The following is a 15,673-nucleotide window of genomic DNA, read 5'->3' on the forward strand; positions in this document are numbered from 1 at the left end:
TGACCCGGAATTCATAGGATGTTGAATAGGTAAAGAGGGGGGGACGACCAGCTTCAGCGTGTACGTTGCTGAGGATGGCGAGCACATTAAGTTAAACTAAAAACCTTAGTCGCGTCAATTTAATCATGCTGTAACCTGGCGGCGAGGCTTTGAAGGAGGACCGAAGAAGTGGGCAGTATCTCAATTAGCGAGACCCATGTAAAACGATCATCCAGCATGTCCTTCGCATTGCGATGGAAGCATGAAAACTTGCGTTTGATTTTAAGCTTAGCTGTAATATCAATCGCAATGACTTTCATGTTTTTGGTGTTGTTGTACGGAACGGCTACCAAGAGCGTATCCGTGGTTGTGAATGGACAAGAAACTATTGTGCACACGAAGCAATGGGTCCTGCAACGCCTACTGGATGAACAAGCCATAAAGATTGGTGAGCACGATGAAATCTCAGCTGCACTCTCGACGAAGATCAAGGGTGGAGACAAAATTATTATCGAGCATGCTTCGCCAATTCAATTGACTGCTGATGGAAAGACCACCACTGTTTACACAACTGCAAGAACGGTAGAAAGTGCATTGCAACGTTTACATATTGCACTTGGGGAGAACGATCGTATCACTCCCGAACCGACGGCCGCTCTAAGCGCAGGCGATGATATCAAAATCGTCCGCGTGAAAAAGGAGACGGAGGAAGTTACTGAACCGATCGCATTCGAGACAGAGAAAAAGAATGACGCCAATTTACTTAAAGGGAAAGAGCAAGTCGTCCAAGAAGGTAAAGAAGGCGTGAAGATCAAGAAGAAAGAAAAGACTTTCGAGGACGGGGTTTTGGTCGCGGAAGCAGTTGTGGGTGAAGAAGTACAAACAGAGAGTGTTAGCAAAGTGGTATCGGTAGGCACGAAAAATCCGGTTGTTGTTCTCTCCGCCTCCTCACCGAGTGTGGATGAGGTCTCCAAGAATGGTGTGACCTTCGGCTACAAGCAAATTCTCAAGAACGTGAAGCTTACCGCTTACTCAGCGGACGCAGCTTCCACTGGCAAAGATGAAGGGTCTTACGGGTTTGGTAAAACCTACACAGGAACTACCGTGACCGAAGGACGTACGATTGCAGTCGACCCGAAAGTAATTCCATTGGGTTGGTGGGTCTACATTGAAGGCATTGGCTTCCGTCGTGCCGAAGATATTGGCAGTGGCGTGAAAGGCCAAATGATCGATGTTTACTATGAAGATCATGGCTATGCAAATAAATTCGGAACTAAACAAGGGTACACCGTCTATGTGGTTGGACCTAAGAAGCCGTCTGAAAACTAACGTGTAAACGTCTGTTTCTGCGGGAACACTACGAATACACGTAGCTTGGCAACTGCCGGCGCGAAAGAAGAGGAGACCCCTCTTCTTTTTCTGCTTGTACTGGGAAGGAAAAACGTTGATGATTAAAGAAATGATCGTTGTAGAAGGTAAGGACGATACAGCTGCCATCAGGCGGGCTGTGGAGGCGGATACGATTGAAACAGGCGGGTCTGCTATTGGACAAGCCGTGCTCAAACGAATAGCGCTGGCTCAGCAGCGCAGAGGCGTCATTATATTTACGGATCCGGATCACGCCGGTGAGCGGATTCGCAAAATTGTTGCAGCCAAGGTGCCCGGCTGCAAGCATGCCTTTATTACGCAGGAACAGGCGGCGTATAAAGGCGACATCGGCGTCGAGAATGCGACGCCAGAGACGATCCGTCAGGCGCTCCAGAGCCTGCGGACAGAGTATGACGCTGCGGTGTCGCAGCTGACGATGGAAGATCTAATTGCAGCCGGCCTTATCGTGCATCCGGATGCAGCGGCTCGCAGGTTAGCCGTAGGCAATGCGCTGGGTATTGGTTACTGCAACGGCAAACAATTCTATAAGCGCTGCGCGATGTTCCAGATCTCGCGAGAGGAATTCGAAGCGGCGTTGGAGCATTTGAATGAAGAAGTATGCGAAAATAATGAGAACCTATAGATAATGAGGTCTATCCGATGAATACATCCGAACAAGAAGTCATTGTCACCGCAGAAGATGTGGCGACACCGAGTAAAACGAAACAAATCATCAAGAAGAATGGTCTTGTGCTGAAGAAAAGCTTAGGCCAGAACTTCTTGATTGATCGGAACATCTTGAGCAAGATCGTCATGGCCGCTGAGCTTGGGCCAACGAAGGCTGCGCTGGAGATCGGCCCGGGCATCGGGGCGCTTACGCAGCAGCTGGCCAAGCTCGCTGGCCGCGTGCTGGCCGTAGAGATCGATCAGCGCCTGCTGCCCATTCTGGACGAGACGCTAGAGCCATACCCTCATGCGACCGTTGTCCATGGGGATATTCTAAAGACCAACCTGCCGGAGTTGTTCCAGCAGCACTTCGAGGGCATGGACGGCGTCAGCGTCGTCGCCAACCTGCCCTACTACATCACGACGCCGATCATCATGAAGCTTCTCGAAGAGAAGCTTCCACTGGAGAATATCGTCGTGATGATCCAGAAAGAAGTAGCCGACCGCATGGCGGCACGTCCAGGCACCAAAGATTACGGCAGCCTCAGTATCGCCGTGCAGTTCTACTGCGAGCCGGAGCTCGTCTCGATCGTGCCTCGCACCGTCTTCGTGCCGCAGCCGAACGTCGATTCCGCCGTTATCCGGCTGCGGGTGCGTCAAACGCCGCCAGTCGAAGTGGCGGACGTGGACTTCTTCTTCGCTGTCGTCCAGGCATCCTTCGTGCAGCGGCGTAAAACCCTGTACAACAACCTTGCGGCACGGTTCTTTACCAAAGAGAATAAGCCGGAGCTGGAAGCTTTGCTGCATGGCATTCAGATCGAGCCATCGCGACGCGGTGAAACGCTTAGCATGGAGGAGTTCGCACGCTTGTCGACGGCGCTTCGCGCGCACGGCTGCAAATAACCCGCACCAAATGCCTAGTCTCGCCATAGGATACCCCTAGGAGGGGATTTGTGCGATGAGGCAAGGAGACTTTGTTACCCGTATTTCCTATGGCGGAGACGTCATGTTTAAAATTGAACGTATTGAGCAGCTCAAAGCTATTCTGCGAGGCGTGGACTATCGATTGCTGGCGGATGCACCTTTGACGGATCTCACGCTTACGAAATCGGCAGAGACTTTAGATCATCCGCGATCAAGTTCACCCGAGTTTCGGGAGTCGCTGCGTCGTTTGGCTGTGTCCCAGGTGCAATTACAAGAGAAGAATCAACTAGCCATTAACCAAAAACAAAAGCCTCAACACAATAGCTATTTCGAAGTGCCTGGCAAAGTGCTTCATTTGGATGGCGATCCAAGCTATCTGCGGAAATGTATGCAGCTCTATGGCGAGCTCCGTGTGCCGGCTGAAGGTTTCTATGTCCCTGAAATGCAAATGGCGGAAGCACTCAAAAGGCTGCTGCCGCAGATTAAGCCAGACATTCTCGTGATCACAGGTCATGATGGCATACTGAAGAATCGGCAGGGCAATGGACTTCATAATCTGTCGAGCTATAAGAATTCGCAGAACTTTGTGAATGCCGTCCAAGTCGCTAGGCAGTATGAGCGGAATCGGGATGCCTTGATTATCGTGGCAGGAGCCTGCCAGTCGCATTTCGAAGCGCTCTTGCGGGCTGGGGCTAATTTTGCGAGCTCGCCGGCCCGTATACTCATTCATGCGTTAGATCCGTTATGTATTGCTGCTAAGCTGTCTTATACCTCGGCAAGAGAGACGATCTCGATGCTGGAGATTATGGATTTGACGGTAACGGGTTTAGACGGGCTTGGCGGGGTGGAGACGCGCGGCAGCTATCGGATGGGTGTACCAGGCATTCAGCATACCGAAGAGCCTGTATAGCGGGTTTAAACCAATTTAATAAGAAATCCAAGAAACACTTTCTTGTCATGGACTCCTTCGTGGGGGCTGACGGAGAAGGTGTTCTTTTTTTACCTTGGAAAAGTGTGAATAATTTGCGAACTTTGGTGACAACCTGAAGAGAGGAGAAATCGGAAATTGAATAAAAATGCCGTTGACAACGGGAATGAGGTGCTGATATAATATTTGCCCTCATTTGACATGCCTGTCAGAATGGGTTATAATTGACTAGGAAAGAGGTGGTAGTTGACAATGGCAAAAAATGCGCTATTGGAAATCAAACGCAGTTTGGAGCCCCATGTTGGGCAGAAGATCATGTTGAGAGCGAATGGCGGCCGTCGTAAGACTGTCGAGCGTTCCGGAGTTTTAGAAGAAACCTACCCTTCTGTGTTTATTGTGAAATTAGATCAAGAATCCCATGCCTTCAAACGAGTGTCATACAGCTACGCCGATATCCTCACCGAATCCGTTGAAGTTACTGTATGCAATGATGATGGCCAAGTTCGCATCACTTACATACAGCATTAGCTTAAATAGCGTTCCGATATTGAACAGACCCATGCGGTCTGTTTTTGCTTTTTATAGGATGCATGGACTTGTCGCCTTGGGACATACTAACGGAAATCGTCATCAATGACTGCTTATGATGGTTGCAGAGGTTATTTTTGCGAAAATGATAAGGAGGATGGGCTATGGGTCGAAGAAGAGGTGTTATGTCGGAGAGTTTGAAATCGGAATTGGCGAAGGACCTAGGTTTCTACGATGTTGTACAGCGTGAAGGCTGGGCAGGTATTCGAACGAAGGATGCGGGGAATATGGTGAAGCGGGCGATTCAAATTGCTGAGGAACATTTGGCTAAACAGTATGCCTCCTCTAGCGTGAACACGCAGGCATCTCCATCAACGTATCGTCAGCCGAGCGTCGCACAACCGATGTACAATGGAGCGAGCTATACGCCTTCCTACGGCTCCTATTATCAACCGCAATCCGTATCGGTGAATCATCTCATTGCAGGTTCCCATCAGGCTAACCAAGGCGCGCAGCGCCCGTACTACAGCTAAAGCAATTGCTTTAGCTTTTTTTTTGTGCTTTTGTTATAATATCGGGGTGGCTAACGAGCAAAAGAAGGTGATCGGATGAAGATTTTTGAGAAAGCACCGGCTAAAATTAATTTGTCTCTTGATGTTTTACATAAAAGACCAGACGGCTACCATGAAGTTGAGATGGTCATGACGATGGTGGATTTAGCAGATCGGATCGAAATGCAGGAGATGGCACGTGACACGATTATCATATCGAGTCAGGCGGGCTATATTCCGCTCGATGAGAAGAACTTGGCCTTTCAGGCTGCCAGGCTCATTAAGGACCGCTATGACGTCAAACAGGGCGTCTACATCCACTTGGATAAGCGGATCCCTGTGGCGGCAGGCTTGGCTGGCGGCAGCAGCGATGCAGCGGCGACGCTTAGGGGGCTAAACCGTTTGTGGAACCTGAACATCCCGAATGAAGAACTTCAGGTGCTGGGCGCAGAGCTTGGCTCTGATGTGCCGTTCTGTGTGACAGGGGGGACGGCCCTCGCGACGGGGCGCGGTGAGAAGCTGGAGCATATTACAGCGCCGCCGCAGTGTTGGGTTGTGCTTGCGAAGCCGCCGATCAATGTGTCGACTTCGGAGATTTACGGGAAGCTGAAAGCGCGTGAAATTAAGAACCACCCTTCTACGGCGAATGTGCTTAGCGCAATTAGGGACAAGCAGTTCGATCGTCTTTGTAACTCTCTAGGTAATGTACTCGAAGAGGTAACCTTGGATCTGTATCCAGAGGTGAGGCATCTCAAAGAGTGCATGCAGCGCTTAGGGGCGGACGGGGTTCTGATGTCAGGCAGTGGGCCGACGGTGTTTGGGCTTGTTTCAAAAGAGGCGAAAGTGCCGCGCATCTATAATGGGCTGCGAGGTTTTTGTAAGGACGTTTACGCTGTGCGTATGCTGACATAATAAGGTCTAGGGGAGCCCCTTTGAGGGGCTCTTTTTTCTCGGATGGGGTATATTGGTGAAATTAACTAGCGCATCCTGATTTGTGTCACATTAATGTCAGGTGTATGTTAACATAATTTTCATGGTTAACTTGAATAAATACGTATAAAAGTGGTATATTTTCATTATAATATTCGGATTTTTGGGGGTAGTGCGATGAAAAAGTTGAAAAGGAGCGCTAGGCTGGTAGAAATGACACAATATTTGTTGTTTCGTCCTCACTCGTTAATCCCTTTAACGACTTTTGCCGAGCGTTACAACTCTGCGAAATCTTCCATCAGTGAAGATCTTGCGATCATTAAAGAAGTATTTGAAGAAGAAGGATTAGGCGAATTGAATACGCTGGCCGGAGCCGCCGGAGGCGTGAAGTTTTCACCGAAAGTGCCAAAAGAAATATCTCTGAAGTTTATTCAGAATTTATGTTTGCAACTCCAACAACCTGAACGGATTCTTCCGGGTGGCTATTTGTATATGTCGGATATTATGGGACAACCCCAGTATCTCAACGAAATTGGCAAAACCTTTGCATCCGCTTTCGCGGGCCGTGACGTCGATGTTATTATGACTGTCGAAACCAAAGGCATACCGCTCGCTTACGCGACGGCTACCTATATGAATTTACCTGTCGTTATCGTTCGTAGAGATAGCCGTGTAACTGAGGGTTCTGCCGTAAGCATCAACTATGTATCGGGGTCCAACAAGCGGATTCAGACGATGTCGCTCGCAAGGCGTGCACTGAAAGAAGAATCCAAAGTTCTCATTATCGATGACTTCATGCATGTGGGGGGTACGATTCACGGCATGATGGATCTGTTGGCGGAATTCAAAGCCACTGTGCAGGGCGTCGGTGTATTTATGGAATCCTGTGAAGCTGAAGAGCAGCTGGTGGATAACTATGTTTCCTTGGCTCGCTTATACGGCGTGGATTCAAAGACGAAGCAGATTACGGTGGAGCCAGGCAACTATTTTGACACGAAATAAAATGACGTACCTGTCCATCTTGGACAGATAGGTAACGAAAAGGAGATTCGTCACATATGGAACTTATTTCAACTACAGCAGCACCGGCTGCAATCGGACCTTATTCGCAAGCGGTTAAGCTAGGCAATCTGCTGTTTACTTCTGGACAAATTCCATTAGGTTTGGATGGCCAGATCGTGGAGGGCGGAATTAAGGAACAAGCGCATCAGGTCTTCGCAAATTTGACAGGCGTGTTAGAAGCAGCAGGTTCTTCTTTTGGGCAAGTCGTGAAGGCGACTGTTTTCCTGAAAGATATGAATCAATTTGGGGAGCTCAATGAGATCTATGCCACCTACTTTGGTGACCATAAACCAGCGAGATCTACCGTTGAAGTTGCGAGATTACCCCGTGATGTTTTTGTCGAAATTGAACTAATTGCTGTGATTCCTGTCGAAATTTAACAGAAACATTAAGATCACATCAAATTATCAAAAATTTCAAAAAAAGAAGAAGGAATTTGCACTACGATGTGGAATATTACACCCAAGTCTCAGAGATGGAAAAAGGTGGTGAACACAAGTGCAAATTACAGATGTAAGACTCCGCCGGGTAAACTCCGAGGGGAGGATGAAGGCAATCGCTTCTATTACCATTGATAACGAGTTCGTCGTACACGACATTCGTGTCATCGATGGCAATAACGGAATGTTCGTTGCTATGCCGAGCAAACGAACTCCAGATGGTGAATTCCGCGATATCGCTCATCCGATTTCGTCCACGACTCGTGAGAAAATTCAGGCAGCCGTTCTCGCCGAATACGATCGCGCAGCAGTTGAAGAGGAAGTTATCGAAGAAGGCGCATAATTCAGATTATTGAGAGAGCCCTTTGGGCTCTCTTTTCTTTTCACAGGTAATGATGCTATATTGGGGGAAGAACTCATTCGTTTAGAGAGAAATAGACTAATACTAGTTCATATCAAAAGGAGTTGGATTTGTGTTGAAGCTTATGGCGATCGTTTTGGCTGCTGGACAAGGAAAACGTATGAAATCAAAGCTATACAAAGTGCTTCATCCGGTTGTTGGTAAACCGATGGTGGGCCACGTTGTGGATACGCTGCAAGATATAGAAGTAACGCAAACGGTTGTGATCGTTGGATTTGGTGCAGACGCGGTGAAAGGTTACCTAGGTGACCGTGTAGGGTATGCGCTGCAGGAGCAGCAACTAGGGACAGGTCATGCGGTTCTTCAAGCCAAGGAAGCGCTCGGCGAAGAAGAGGGGATGACTGTCGTCATTTGCGGCGATACGCCGCTCATTACGGCAGCTACGCTGCAAGAGACGATCGAACTGCACAAGCAGTCCGGTGCGGCAGCAACGATTTTGACAGCGAAGCTGGATGAGCCGCAAGGCTACGGGCGTATTATTCGCGGCGCAGATGGGCGGGTTGCGCGTATCGTCGAGCAGAAAGACTGCTCGGTCGAAGAGGCAGCGGTGCAGGAAATCAACACGGGTACGTACATTTTTGATAATCGAAAAATGTTCAAAGCATTGGCGTCAGTGACGAACCAGAATGTACAAAATGAATATTACCTGACGGATGTCATTGGCATTATGACGAGCGCTGGCGAGGTTGTTCAAGGCTATTGCATGGCGGACCCGGCTGAATCGATTGGTGTGAATGATCGTGTAGCGTTGTCCGAGGCTGAACAGCTGTTCAAAGCGCGAATTAATCGCGGGCATATGCTGAACGGGGTTACGATCATCGACCCTTTGAACACGTACATCGAGAAGGATGTTACGATTGGGGCAGACACAGTGCTGCTGCCAGGTACGATTTTACGCGGAAACACGAGTATTGGTGAGTTATGTACGATTGGACCGCAAACGGAGATCATCGATTCCACAATTCGCGATGAAGTCACCATCAAACAGTCTGTTCTGCAAGATGCTTTTGTCGATAACGAAACATCGGTAGGGCCGTTTGCTTACTTGAGACCGGGTGCTAAGCTTGGCAAGCATGTGAAGGTTGGCGACTTTGTTGAGATCAAGAATGCGACGCTTGGCGAGGGATCGAAGGTTTCTCATTTGAGCTATGTGGGTGACGCGGTTGTTGGATCGAATGTGAACATCGGCTGCGGTGCAATTACAGTGAATTATGATGGATTTAATAAAAATCTCACGGAAATCGGCGATGATGCGTTCGTAGGCAGCAATGTGAACTTGATCGCACCTGTGAAAATCGGAAACGGGGCGTATGTCGTTGCAGGCTCGACGATTACTCATAATGTGAACGAAGGCGATATGGCTATCGCTCGCGCGCGGCAAGAGAACAAGGTTGGCTATGCCGATAAAATCAAAGGCCGGATGAAGGCGAGAAAAGAAAACAAAGGGCGCAGCTAGACGCTCATTGTGGCATTGGTCTGCGCGCATCAGCGTGCTTGTAGATGAAGTATAGGGAATCGGAATGGGACCTCTTGATGTGGGGGATGCTAGACATGGCGTTCTCCCCGTTCAGCTAGGCTTTCGCAAAAGCGATGAGCTAAACTAACGACAAGAGGTTCTTTCTTTATTAAATGAACCAAGCTGCCGCCAGGGAGTGCCAGTTGGAATAGTAGGCTTATTGACTAAGGCTAGTCATCTTGACAATGTAAGCGCTTAATATCCAGGTCGTGATATAAATATATGTGTCTCTCTGCTGTAGAAAGTATGATTGATCTGGATGAAATAGCGGTTGTACAATTCGATGAATCCTATATCCTTGTGTTGATTTTGATAGTATACTTGGACGGGTACGCCCGCATCTACATGATCTTGGAAATGATTATCTTGGGTAAGCTGTTGTCCATGAAGATACATCGTTCCTTTATCACCTACTGCTTTTTAATAAATGCTTATATTGTAAACAATAACCTTTAGAAGCGGGTTCCGCAAAGGTTTTTTAGTTTAGGTTTAGGGGGATTTTGAAGATTATGAAATGTTTTATTGGACTGGGAAATCCGGGAAAACAATATGAACAAAATCGACATAATGTAGGATTCATGGCGATTGACCGCTTTGCGGCCAAATGGGGGATCACATCTTTTCAGAATAAGGGAAAAGGACTGTTGGCGGAAGGCAATGTAAACGGGACGAAGGTGTATTTACTGAAGCCGATGACCTACATGAATCTTTCGGGGGAATCCATGCGTGCATTCCTCGATTTCTATAAAGCGAAGATGGAGGACGTTGTCATTGTGTATGACGATATGGACACGACCTATGGACAAATCCGTCTTCGTTATCAAGGCAGTCCTGGCGGGCACAATGGGATTAAATCCATTATTCAGCACGGGGGCACGCAAATTTTTAATCGGATTCGGATCGGCGTGAATCGCCCAGCACCTGGCTATAACATTGCTGATTATGTGCTGTCTAACTTTTCTAAAGAAGAGATGAAGTCGATGAACGATGTGCTTGATCTGACGTGCGATGCGATGGAATTCAGCTTAACGGAAACCTTCGAGAGAACGATGGCGAAGTTCAATAAATAGGGTTGTTGTACATGAAACAGCCATATGTATGATCATATGCAGGCCTCCTATTCCAAATGACAATGGCAGATTCGGCTAATTTCTCCGAAGAATGGTCATACTAGGATGTAATCGAAATGTCGAAGGAGGCATACATATGATCAAGTATATTTGCAGGCACTGTCATACCTTTGTCGGGGAAATTAATCAGCATGCAATTACGGAGCAGCAGTTAGGCTTCCATTTCTTGACCCCTGATGAGCGTAGAGATATAATATCGTATAATACGAATGGAGATATCACAGTTAGGGTTGTTTGCGACTATTGCCACGAGGCACTGGAAGCGAACCCGGAATTATCCCTGCTAGCCAGTCCGTTGCAGTAATAATGATGAAGATGAAGAGTTAATAGCCGAGGCAAGTGTGCCGAGGCTTCTTTTTGTGAGGGGAGTGTACTTGTTTGCAAGCTTTAATTGGAGCTTTTTCTGCGGATACTGACTTTCAAACGATTGTGACCGGCCTCAAGTCCGAAATGAAAGAGCAACTCATTGCTGGATTAACCGGCTCCTCCAGGCAAGTCATGCTGGCCTCACTTGCGCGTGAGCTAGAGCGTCCGCTGTTTGTTGTTACTCATAATATGTTCGCTGCACAAAAAATAGCGGAAGACCTCTTAGAGTGTCTATCCCCTGAAGAAGTGCTGCTCTATCCATCTCAAGAGCTTCTGACGACAGAAGAAGCGGCTTCCAGCCCCGAGATGCTAGCGCAGCGTATTGACGTTCTCACGAAGCTGGCTGGTGGATACCGCGGCGTCGTTATTGCGCCATTCGCTGGGGTACGCAGATTGCTGCCACTCAAGCAAGTCTTCGAGGAATCCCGCGTTACGGTGAATGTGGGAGATACCATTCAATTAGACGAGCTTCTAGCTACGTTATCGAGCTTAGGCTACGAACGGGTAGAGCGCGTCGAAACGAAGGGCGAGATGAGTGTTCGCGGAGGCATTCTCGATTTATTTCCGTTAACGTCGGAGAATGCGATTCGGATTGAGCTTTTTGACATCGAAGTGGACTCTATTCGAACCTTCGATGTAAGTGACCAACGGTCAATTGATAAATTAACGACCGTGACCATCCCTCCCTGCCGCGAGATTCAAGCGGATAGAAAGCGGTTACAATCAGCGGCGCAGCATGCGTACGAGCTATTGCAAGCGCAGCTAGCGAAGATGAGCGAGCGCTCCGCCAAAGACAAACTGCTAGAGGGCATCGGACACGATATTGAACGAATGCGCGAAGGGCAGACGTTCCCTGGTATTTATAAATATATTTCTCTCCTGTATACGGAAAGACAGACGCTCATGGACTACATGCCCAAAGATTCGATTCTCATTATCGACGAGCCTGCTCGCTTGTTAGAAACAGCGAAGCAATTGGAACGCGATGAAGCCGAATGGATGATGCATGCGTTAACTGAGGGGAAGAGCTTGCCGGCTTTTGTGCTGTCCAAATCGTATGAAACCCTGCTGCACCGCAGACCTTTTCCAACGCTGTATGTGTCGCTTTTCCTCCGCCAAGTTGCGGGGATTCAGCCTCAGAATATCGTGAACTTCGTCTGCCGCGTGATGCAGAACTTCCACGGGCAGATGAATCTCCTCAAGGCGGAGATGGAGCGCTGGACGAAAAATGGCAGCAAAGTCATTCTGCTGGCTAATGGTGAAGACCGCGCGGAACGTGTACGCCGCGTTTTGAACGATTATCAGATTGAAGTGCCCGAAATTGTGGATGGCAATCTGCAAACCGGGTTTGAGATGCCTTCGATTCATCTCGTCGTCATTACAGAAGGCGAAATCTTCACGCAGAAGCAGCGCAAGGCGCGCAAAGTAGAGAAGAAGCTGGAGAACGCAGAGCGGATCAAAAGCTATCAAGAGTTGAAGATTGGCGACTATGTTGTTCACGTGAATCACGGGATTGGGAAATACGTTGGCATTGGTACGTTAGAAGTTGGCGGGATCCACAAGGATTACCTGCACATCATGTATGCTGGCGGCGATAAGCTGTCTGTGCCGATTGACCAGATTGATTTGATCCAAAAGTATGTCGGTTCCGAAGAGAAAGAACCGAAAGTATATAAATTAGGCGGCGCGGACTGGGCTAGAGTGAAGAGTAAAGCACGCGCATCGGTGAAGGATATTGCCGATGAGCTGATTAAGCTCTACGCGGAACGCCAAGCTGCGACGGGGTATGGGTTTAGCAAGGATAGCTCGTACCAGAATGAGTTCGAAGCTATGTTCCCTTACGATGAGACGCGAGATCAGCTTCGCGCGATTGAAGAGATTAAAACGGACATGGAGAAAGAACGCCCGATGGATCGGCTGCTCTGCGGCGACGTTGGTTACGGCAAGACGGAGGTTGCGGTTCGTGCTGCGTTTAAGTCAGCCATTGACGGGAAACAGGTTGCGGTACTTGTGCCTACGACGATTCTGGCGCAGCAGCATTACGAAACGTTCCGTGAACGTTTCTCCGGCTACCCGTTCAATGTGAAGGTGTTAAGTCGCTTCCGTTCCAAGAAGGAACAAACAGAGGTTATGAAAGGCGTTAAGAAGGGGACCGTTGATGTCGTCATTGGGACCCACCGGCTTTTATCCCAAGATGTCCAGTTCAAGGATCTTGGCTTGCTGATTGTCGATGAGGAGCAACGTTTCGGCGTGTCCCACAAGGAGAAGCTGAAACGGTTGAAAACCAATGTGGACGTGCTTACGCTGACCGCGACACCGATACCAAGAACACTGCACATGTCCATGCTCGGTGTTCGTGATTTATCAGTTATTGAGACACCGCCAGAGAACCGTTTCCCTGTCCAAACGTATGTTGTGGAGTATGGACCGACGTTGGTTAGAGAGGCGATTGAGCGAGAGTTGGCGCGTGAAGGTCAGGTGTACTACCTCTATAATCGCGTGCAAGGCATTACCCAAATTGCTGATCAAATCTCCATGATGATCCCAGATGCTCGTGTAACGGTGGCACATGGTCAAATGGGTGAGCAGGAGCTAGAGAAGACGATCCTCGATTTCTTGGACGGGGAATACGATGTACTCGTCAGCACGAGCATTATTGAAACGGGTGTCGACATTCCGAATGTTAATACACTGATTGTTCATGATGCGGATAAAATGGGGCTTTCTCAGCTCTATCAGCTGCGTGGACGTGTAGGTCGTTCGAATCGCGTCGCTTATGCATATTTCACGTATCAACGTGATAAAGTGCTGACAGAAGTAGCTGAGAAACGACTTCAAGCGATTAAAGAGTTTACAGAACTTGGTTCAGGCTTTAAAATTGCCATGAGGGACTTGTCCATTCGTGGCGCAGGTAACTTGCTGGGTGCTGAGCAGCACGGCTTCATTGCTTCTGTCGGCTTTGATTTATATTCTCAAATGCTCGCGGAAGAAATTGCTAAGCTGAAGCTGGAAATAGATGGAGAAGCCGTCGTTCCGGAACCGGAATGGCATACGTCGATCGATATCCAATTGGATGCGTACTTGCCTTCAGATTATATCTATGACAGCATGCAAAAAATTGAAATTTACAAAAAAGTGGCCGCCATTCGCACGCTGGATGAAGCCGCGGATCTGCATGATGAACTCGTTGATCGTTTCGGCGATCTTCCGCAGGCCGTGTTCAACCTACTGACAGTGGCTCGTTTGAAAGCATACGGTTCGGAGTACCGAATTGAAACGATTAGCCAAAAAGGAGAGGATTATCTAATCAAGGTGCATATCGACCAGAATGGCAGATTAGATGGCCAGAAGCTCCTCGCCTTGTCCAAAGGCTTTGAGGGTCGTATCAAATTGAACGCAGATCCGCAACTGCTTATTGTTATCCGTTTTAAAGGTATGAAGCCGGAAGCCTCCATCGAATTGTTGGAGAAATTCTTGGTACAATATAAGGATGTTTTGAAAACGAAAGGGGAATTACAGGATGTTGCCAAATGAGACTAGCAGACAACGACTTTCTTCGAAAAAATGGATTTTAGGTTTGGTGACAGTGGTTCTTGCATTTTCTGTCCTCAGCGCATGTGGAAGCAAAAAAGACAGCACTTCTACAGCTTCACCTGCTGCATCAGCGGCAGCGACAGGAAAGCCAACTGACATTATTGCTACTTACAAAGATGGCGGCAAAATTACACGCGCCGAGTTCGATTCCTTCATTAACGTAAATAAAATGTTCTCACCGCAATTGGCTCAATACTTGACAGATCCAGCGTTCCAACAAGATATGTTGAAGCAAATGGTTACTTTCCGTGTTCTTTCTGCAAAAGCAGACGATAAAGTGAAAGCTGACGCTGACAAGCAAGTTACTGAGCAAATGAAATCCATTACCGATTACTTCAGCAAGCAAGAAGGCGGCATGGATAAACAATTGAAAGACAACAGCATCGAACTGAAAGATATCGAGTCCCTAATGAAATTAAGCTTCTACACAATGGGCAGTATGGAAGGTAAAATTACTGACCAACAAGTGCAAGATTCCTACAAAGAGCAATCGGCTGCACATGCGTTTGACGTAGCGACGGTTAGCCATATTCTTATTGCCTTGAAAGATTCCGCAACACAAGCAGATCTTCGTACGAAGGATGCAGCGCTTGCAAGAGCGAAAGAAGTAAAAGCAAAACTGGATGCAGGTGGAGATTTCGCGGCGCTTGCGAAAGAATATTCCGATGATCCAGGTTCCAAAGATGCTGGCGGTACGTACAAAGATGCCGACATCAATCAATGGGTGCCAGAATTCAAAGAAGCAGCAAGCACACTTCCTTTGAACAAAATCAGCGATCCTGTTGAATCTTCATTCGGTTACCACGTGATGAAAGTAGAGTCCAGAAGCACGAAACAATTGGATGATACGCTTAAAACACAAATCAAATCTCAGCTTGCGGAGAAATCTCTATCTGAGTTTGCTGAAACGGAATATCCGAAATTGATCGAAACGAATAACCTGCCTAAAGTCGAAACAAGCCCAGCTCCTGCTGCAAGCCCAGCAGCTAGCCCTGCGGCAAGTCCGGCAGCTAGTCCAGCAGCCAAGTAAGAACTTTCAGGATGTCCGATAATGGACATCCTGTTTTTATTTTTTTGACGAAAAAATCAACTGCTAAACGAGGTCGCTCAGCATTGAATTTCTTCGATATAGATTTTCTCAATTTTGGACATGATAAGCGCAGCAGGGTGCAGAGCTAAATAAAGTAAATTGCTTAGTCGAGGCGTCTGCATAGAAGAATGGGAAGTGAAGAATACTATGGATAGATTTCAAGTTCCCACCAAATCCCGA

General features: G+C 47.9%; 16 protein-coding genes. 15 read left to right on the top strand and 1 reads right to left on the bottom strand.

Annotation, left to right across the window (positions count from 1 at the left end; genetic code table 11):
- Positions 1–119: 119 nt before the first annotated feature.
- A complete protein-coding gene (locus tag A8709_RS34955) occupies positions 120–299 on the bottom strand; it encodes a hypothetical protein (protein WP_208607714.1) in 180 nt (59 codons plus the stop codon).
- Here A8709_RS34955 and A8709_RS19645 point away from each other — a divergent pair.
- The 15 genes from A8709_RS19645 (at position 217) to A8709_RS19720 (ending at position 15,433) form a co-directional block, all read left to right on the top strand.
- Positions 217–1,308: a 3D domain-containing protein gene (locus A8709_RS19645; RefSeq protein WP_208607711.1), complete on the top strand. Its 1,092-nt coding sequence runs from the start codon at positions 217–219 to the stop codon at positions 1,306–1,308. The genes A8709_RS34955 and A8709_RS19645 overlap by 83 nt on opposite strands.
- Before the next feature lie 118 nt (positions 1,309–1,426).
- Positions 1,427–1,990, top strand: coding sequence for a ribonuclease M5 (gene rnmV, locus A8709_RS19650; RefSeq protein WP_065854307.1), 564 nt, complete (start codon positions 1,427–1,429; stop codon positions 1,988–1,990).
- Between the two features lie 17 nt (positions 1,991–2,007).
- Entirely contained in the window at positions 2,008–2,916 is a 909-nt protein-coding gene (gene rsmA, locus A8709_RS19655) for a 16S rRNA (adenine(1518)-N(6)/adenine(1519)-N(6))-dimethyltransferase RsmA (RefSeq protein ID WP_065854309.1), read from the top strand.
- A 55-nt stretch (positions 2,917–2,971) separates the two neighbouring features.
- Positions 2,972–3,847, top strand: coding sequence for a sporulation peptidase YabG (yabG, locus tag A8709_RS19660; RefSeq protein WP_065854311.1), 876 nt, complete (start codon positions 2,972–2,974; stop codon positions 3,845–3,847).
- A 270-nt stretch (positions 3,848–4,117) separates the two neighbouring features.
- A complete protein-coding gene (gene veg / locus A8709_RS19665) occupies positions 4,118–4,393 on the top strand; it encodes a biofilm formation stimulator Veg (RefSeq protein WP_028557365.1) in 276 nt (91 codons plus the stop codon).
- A gap of 164 nt (positions 4,394–4,557) precedes the next feature.
- The gene (locus A8709_RS35465; protein WP_279615884.1) at positions 4,558–4,926 is read left to right on the top strand and encodes a hypothetical protein; all 369 of its coding nucleotides are present in this window, start codon (positions 4,558–4,560) and stop codon (positions 4,924–4,926) included.
- A gap of 75 nt (positions 4,927–5,001) precedes the next feature.
- The gene (gene ispE / locus A8709_RS19675) at positions 5,002–5,856 is read left to right on the top strand and encodes a 4-(cytidine 5'-diphospho)-2-C-methyl-D-erythritol kinase (RefSeq protein ID WP_065854313.1); all 855 of its coding nucleotides are present in this window, start codon (positions 5,002–5,004) and stop codon (positions 5,854–5,856) included.
- A 195-nt stretch (positions 5,857–6,051) separates the two neighbouring features.
- Complete coding sequence (gene purR / locus A8709_RS19680) at positions 6,052–6,876, top strand: pur operon repressor (protein WP_065854315.1); 825 nt, start codon at positions 6,052–6,054, stop codon at positions 6,874–6,876.
- 56 nt (positions 6,877–6,932) lie between these two features.
- Entirely contained in the window at positions 6,933–7,316 is a 384-nt protein-coding gene (locus A8709_RS19685; protein ID WP_065854317.1) for a RidA family protein, read from the top strand.
- Positions 7,317–7,434: 118 nt separating this feature from the next.
- The gene (gene spoVG, locus A8709_RS19690) at positions 7,435–7,719 is read left to right on the top strand and encodes a septation regulator SpoVG (protein WP_028557369.1); all 285 of its coding nucleotides are present in this window, start codon (positions 7,435–7,437) and stop codon (positions 7,717–7,719) included.
- Positions 7,720–7,852: 133 nt separating this feature from the next.
- The gene (glmU, locus tag A8709_RS19695; protein ID WP_065854391.1) at positions 7,853–9,253 is read left to right on the top strand and encodes a bifunctional UDP-N-acetylglucosamine diphosphorylase/glucosamine-1-phosphate N-acetyltransferase GlmU; all 1,401 of its coding nucleotides are present in this window, start codon (positions 7,853–7,855) and stop codon (positions 9,251–9,253) included.
- Between the two features lie 569 nt (positions 9,254–9,822).
- A complete protein-coding gene (gene pth, locus A8709_RS19705; RefSeq protein ID WP_065854321.1) occupies positions 9,823–10,383 on the top strand; it encodes an aminoacyl-tRNA hydrolase in 561 nt (186 codons plus the stop codon).
- 136 nt (positions 10,384–10,519) lie between these two features.
- Positions 10,520–10,747, top strand: a complete 228-nt coding sequence (fin, locus tag A8709_RS19710) for an anti-sigma-F factor Fin (protein WP_065854323.1) — start codon at positions 10,520–10,522, stop codon at positions 10,745–10,747.
- A 74-nt stretch (positions 10,748–10,821) separates the two neighbouring features.
- The gene (gene mfd, locus A8709_RS19715) at positions 10,822–14,343 is read left to right on the top strand and encodes a transcription-repair coupling factor (RefSeq protein ID WP_065854325.1); all 3,522 of its coding nucleotides are present in this window, start codon (positions 10,822–10,824) and stop codon (positions 14,341–14,343) included.
- Positions 14,330–15,433 carry a peptidylprolyl isomerase gene (locus tag A8709_RS19720; protein ID WP_084225175.1) on the top strand — a complete coding sequence of 368 codons (1,104 nt, stop codon included), beginning with the start codon at positions 14,330–14,332 and terminating at the stop codon, positions 15,431–15,433. Before mfd ends, A8709_RS19720 begins: the two co-directional genes overlap by 14 nt.
- The last annotated feature ends 240 nt before the right edge of the window (positions 15,434–15,673 follow it).

The organism is Paenibacillus pectinilyticus, from assembly GCF_001700435.1.
GTDB lineage: Bacteria > Bacillota > Bacilli > Paenibacillales > NBRC-103111 > Paenibacillus_E > Paenibacillus_E pectinilyticus.

Coding starts and splice junctions, on each gene's coding strand:
- A8709_RS35465 (WP_279615884.1), top strand. CDS start 4,558: ATGGGTCGAAGAAGAGGTGTTATGTCGGAGAGTTTGAAATCGGAATTG.
- pth (WP_065854321.1), top strand. CDS start 9,823: ATGAAATGTTTTATTGGACTGGGAAATCCGGGAAAACAATATGAACAA.
- fin (WP_065854323.1), top strand. CDS start 10,520: ATGATCAAGTATATTTGCAGGCACTGTCATACCTTTGTCGGGGAAATT.
- purR (WP_065854315.1), top strand. CDS start 6,052: ATGAAAAAGTTGAAAAGGAGCGCTAGGCTGGTAGAAATGACACAATAT.
- A8709_RS19720 (WP_084225175.1), top strand. CDS start 14,330: ATGTTGCCAAATGAGACTAGCAGACAACGACTTTCTTCGAAAAAATGG.
- ispE (WP_065854313.1), top strand. CDS start 5,002: ATGAAGATTTTTGAGAAAGCACCGGCTAAAATTAATTTGTCTCTTGAT.
- A8709_RS34955 (WP_208607714.1), bottom strand. CDS start 299: ATGAAAGTCATTGCGATTGATATTACAGCTAAGCTTAAAATCAAACGC.
- veg (WP_028557365.1), top strand. CDS start 4,118: ATGGCAAAAAATGCGCTATTGGAAATCAAACGCAGTTTGGAGCCCCAT.
- A8709_RS19645 (WP_208607711.1), top strand. CDS start 217: ATGTCCTTCGCATTGCGATGGAAGCATGAAAACTTGCGTTTGATTTTA.
- rnmV (WP_065854307.1), top strand. CDS start 1,427: ATGATTAAAGAAATGATCGTTGTAGAAGGTAAGGACGATACAGCTGCC.
- rsmA (WP_065854309.1), top strand. CDS start 2,008: ATGAATACATCCGAACAAGAAGTCATTGTCACCGCAGAAGATGTGGCG.
- A8709_RS19685 (WP_065854317.1), top strand. CDS start 6,933: ATGGAACTTATTTCAACTACAGCAGCACCGGCTGCAATCGGACCTTAT.
- yabG (WP_065854311.1), top strand. CDS start 2,972: ATGAGGCAAGGAGACTTTGTTACCCGTATTTCCTATGGCGGAGACGTC.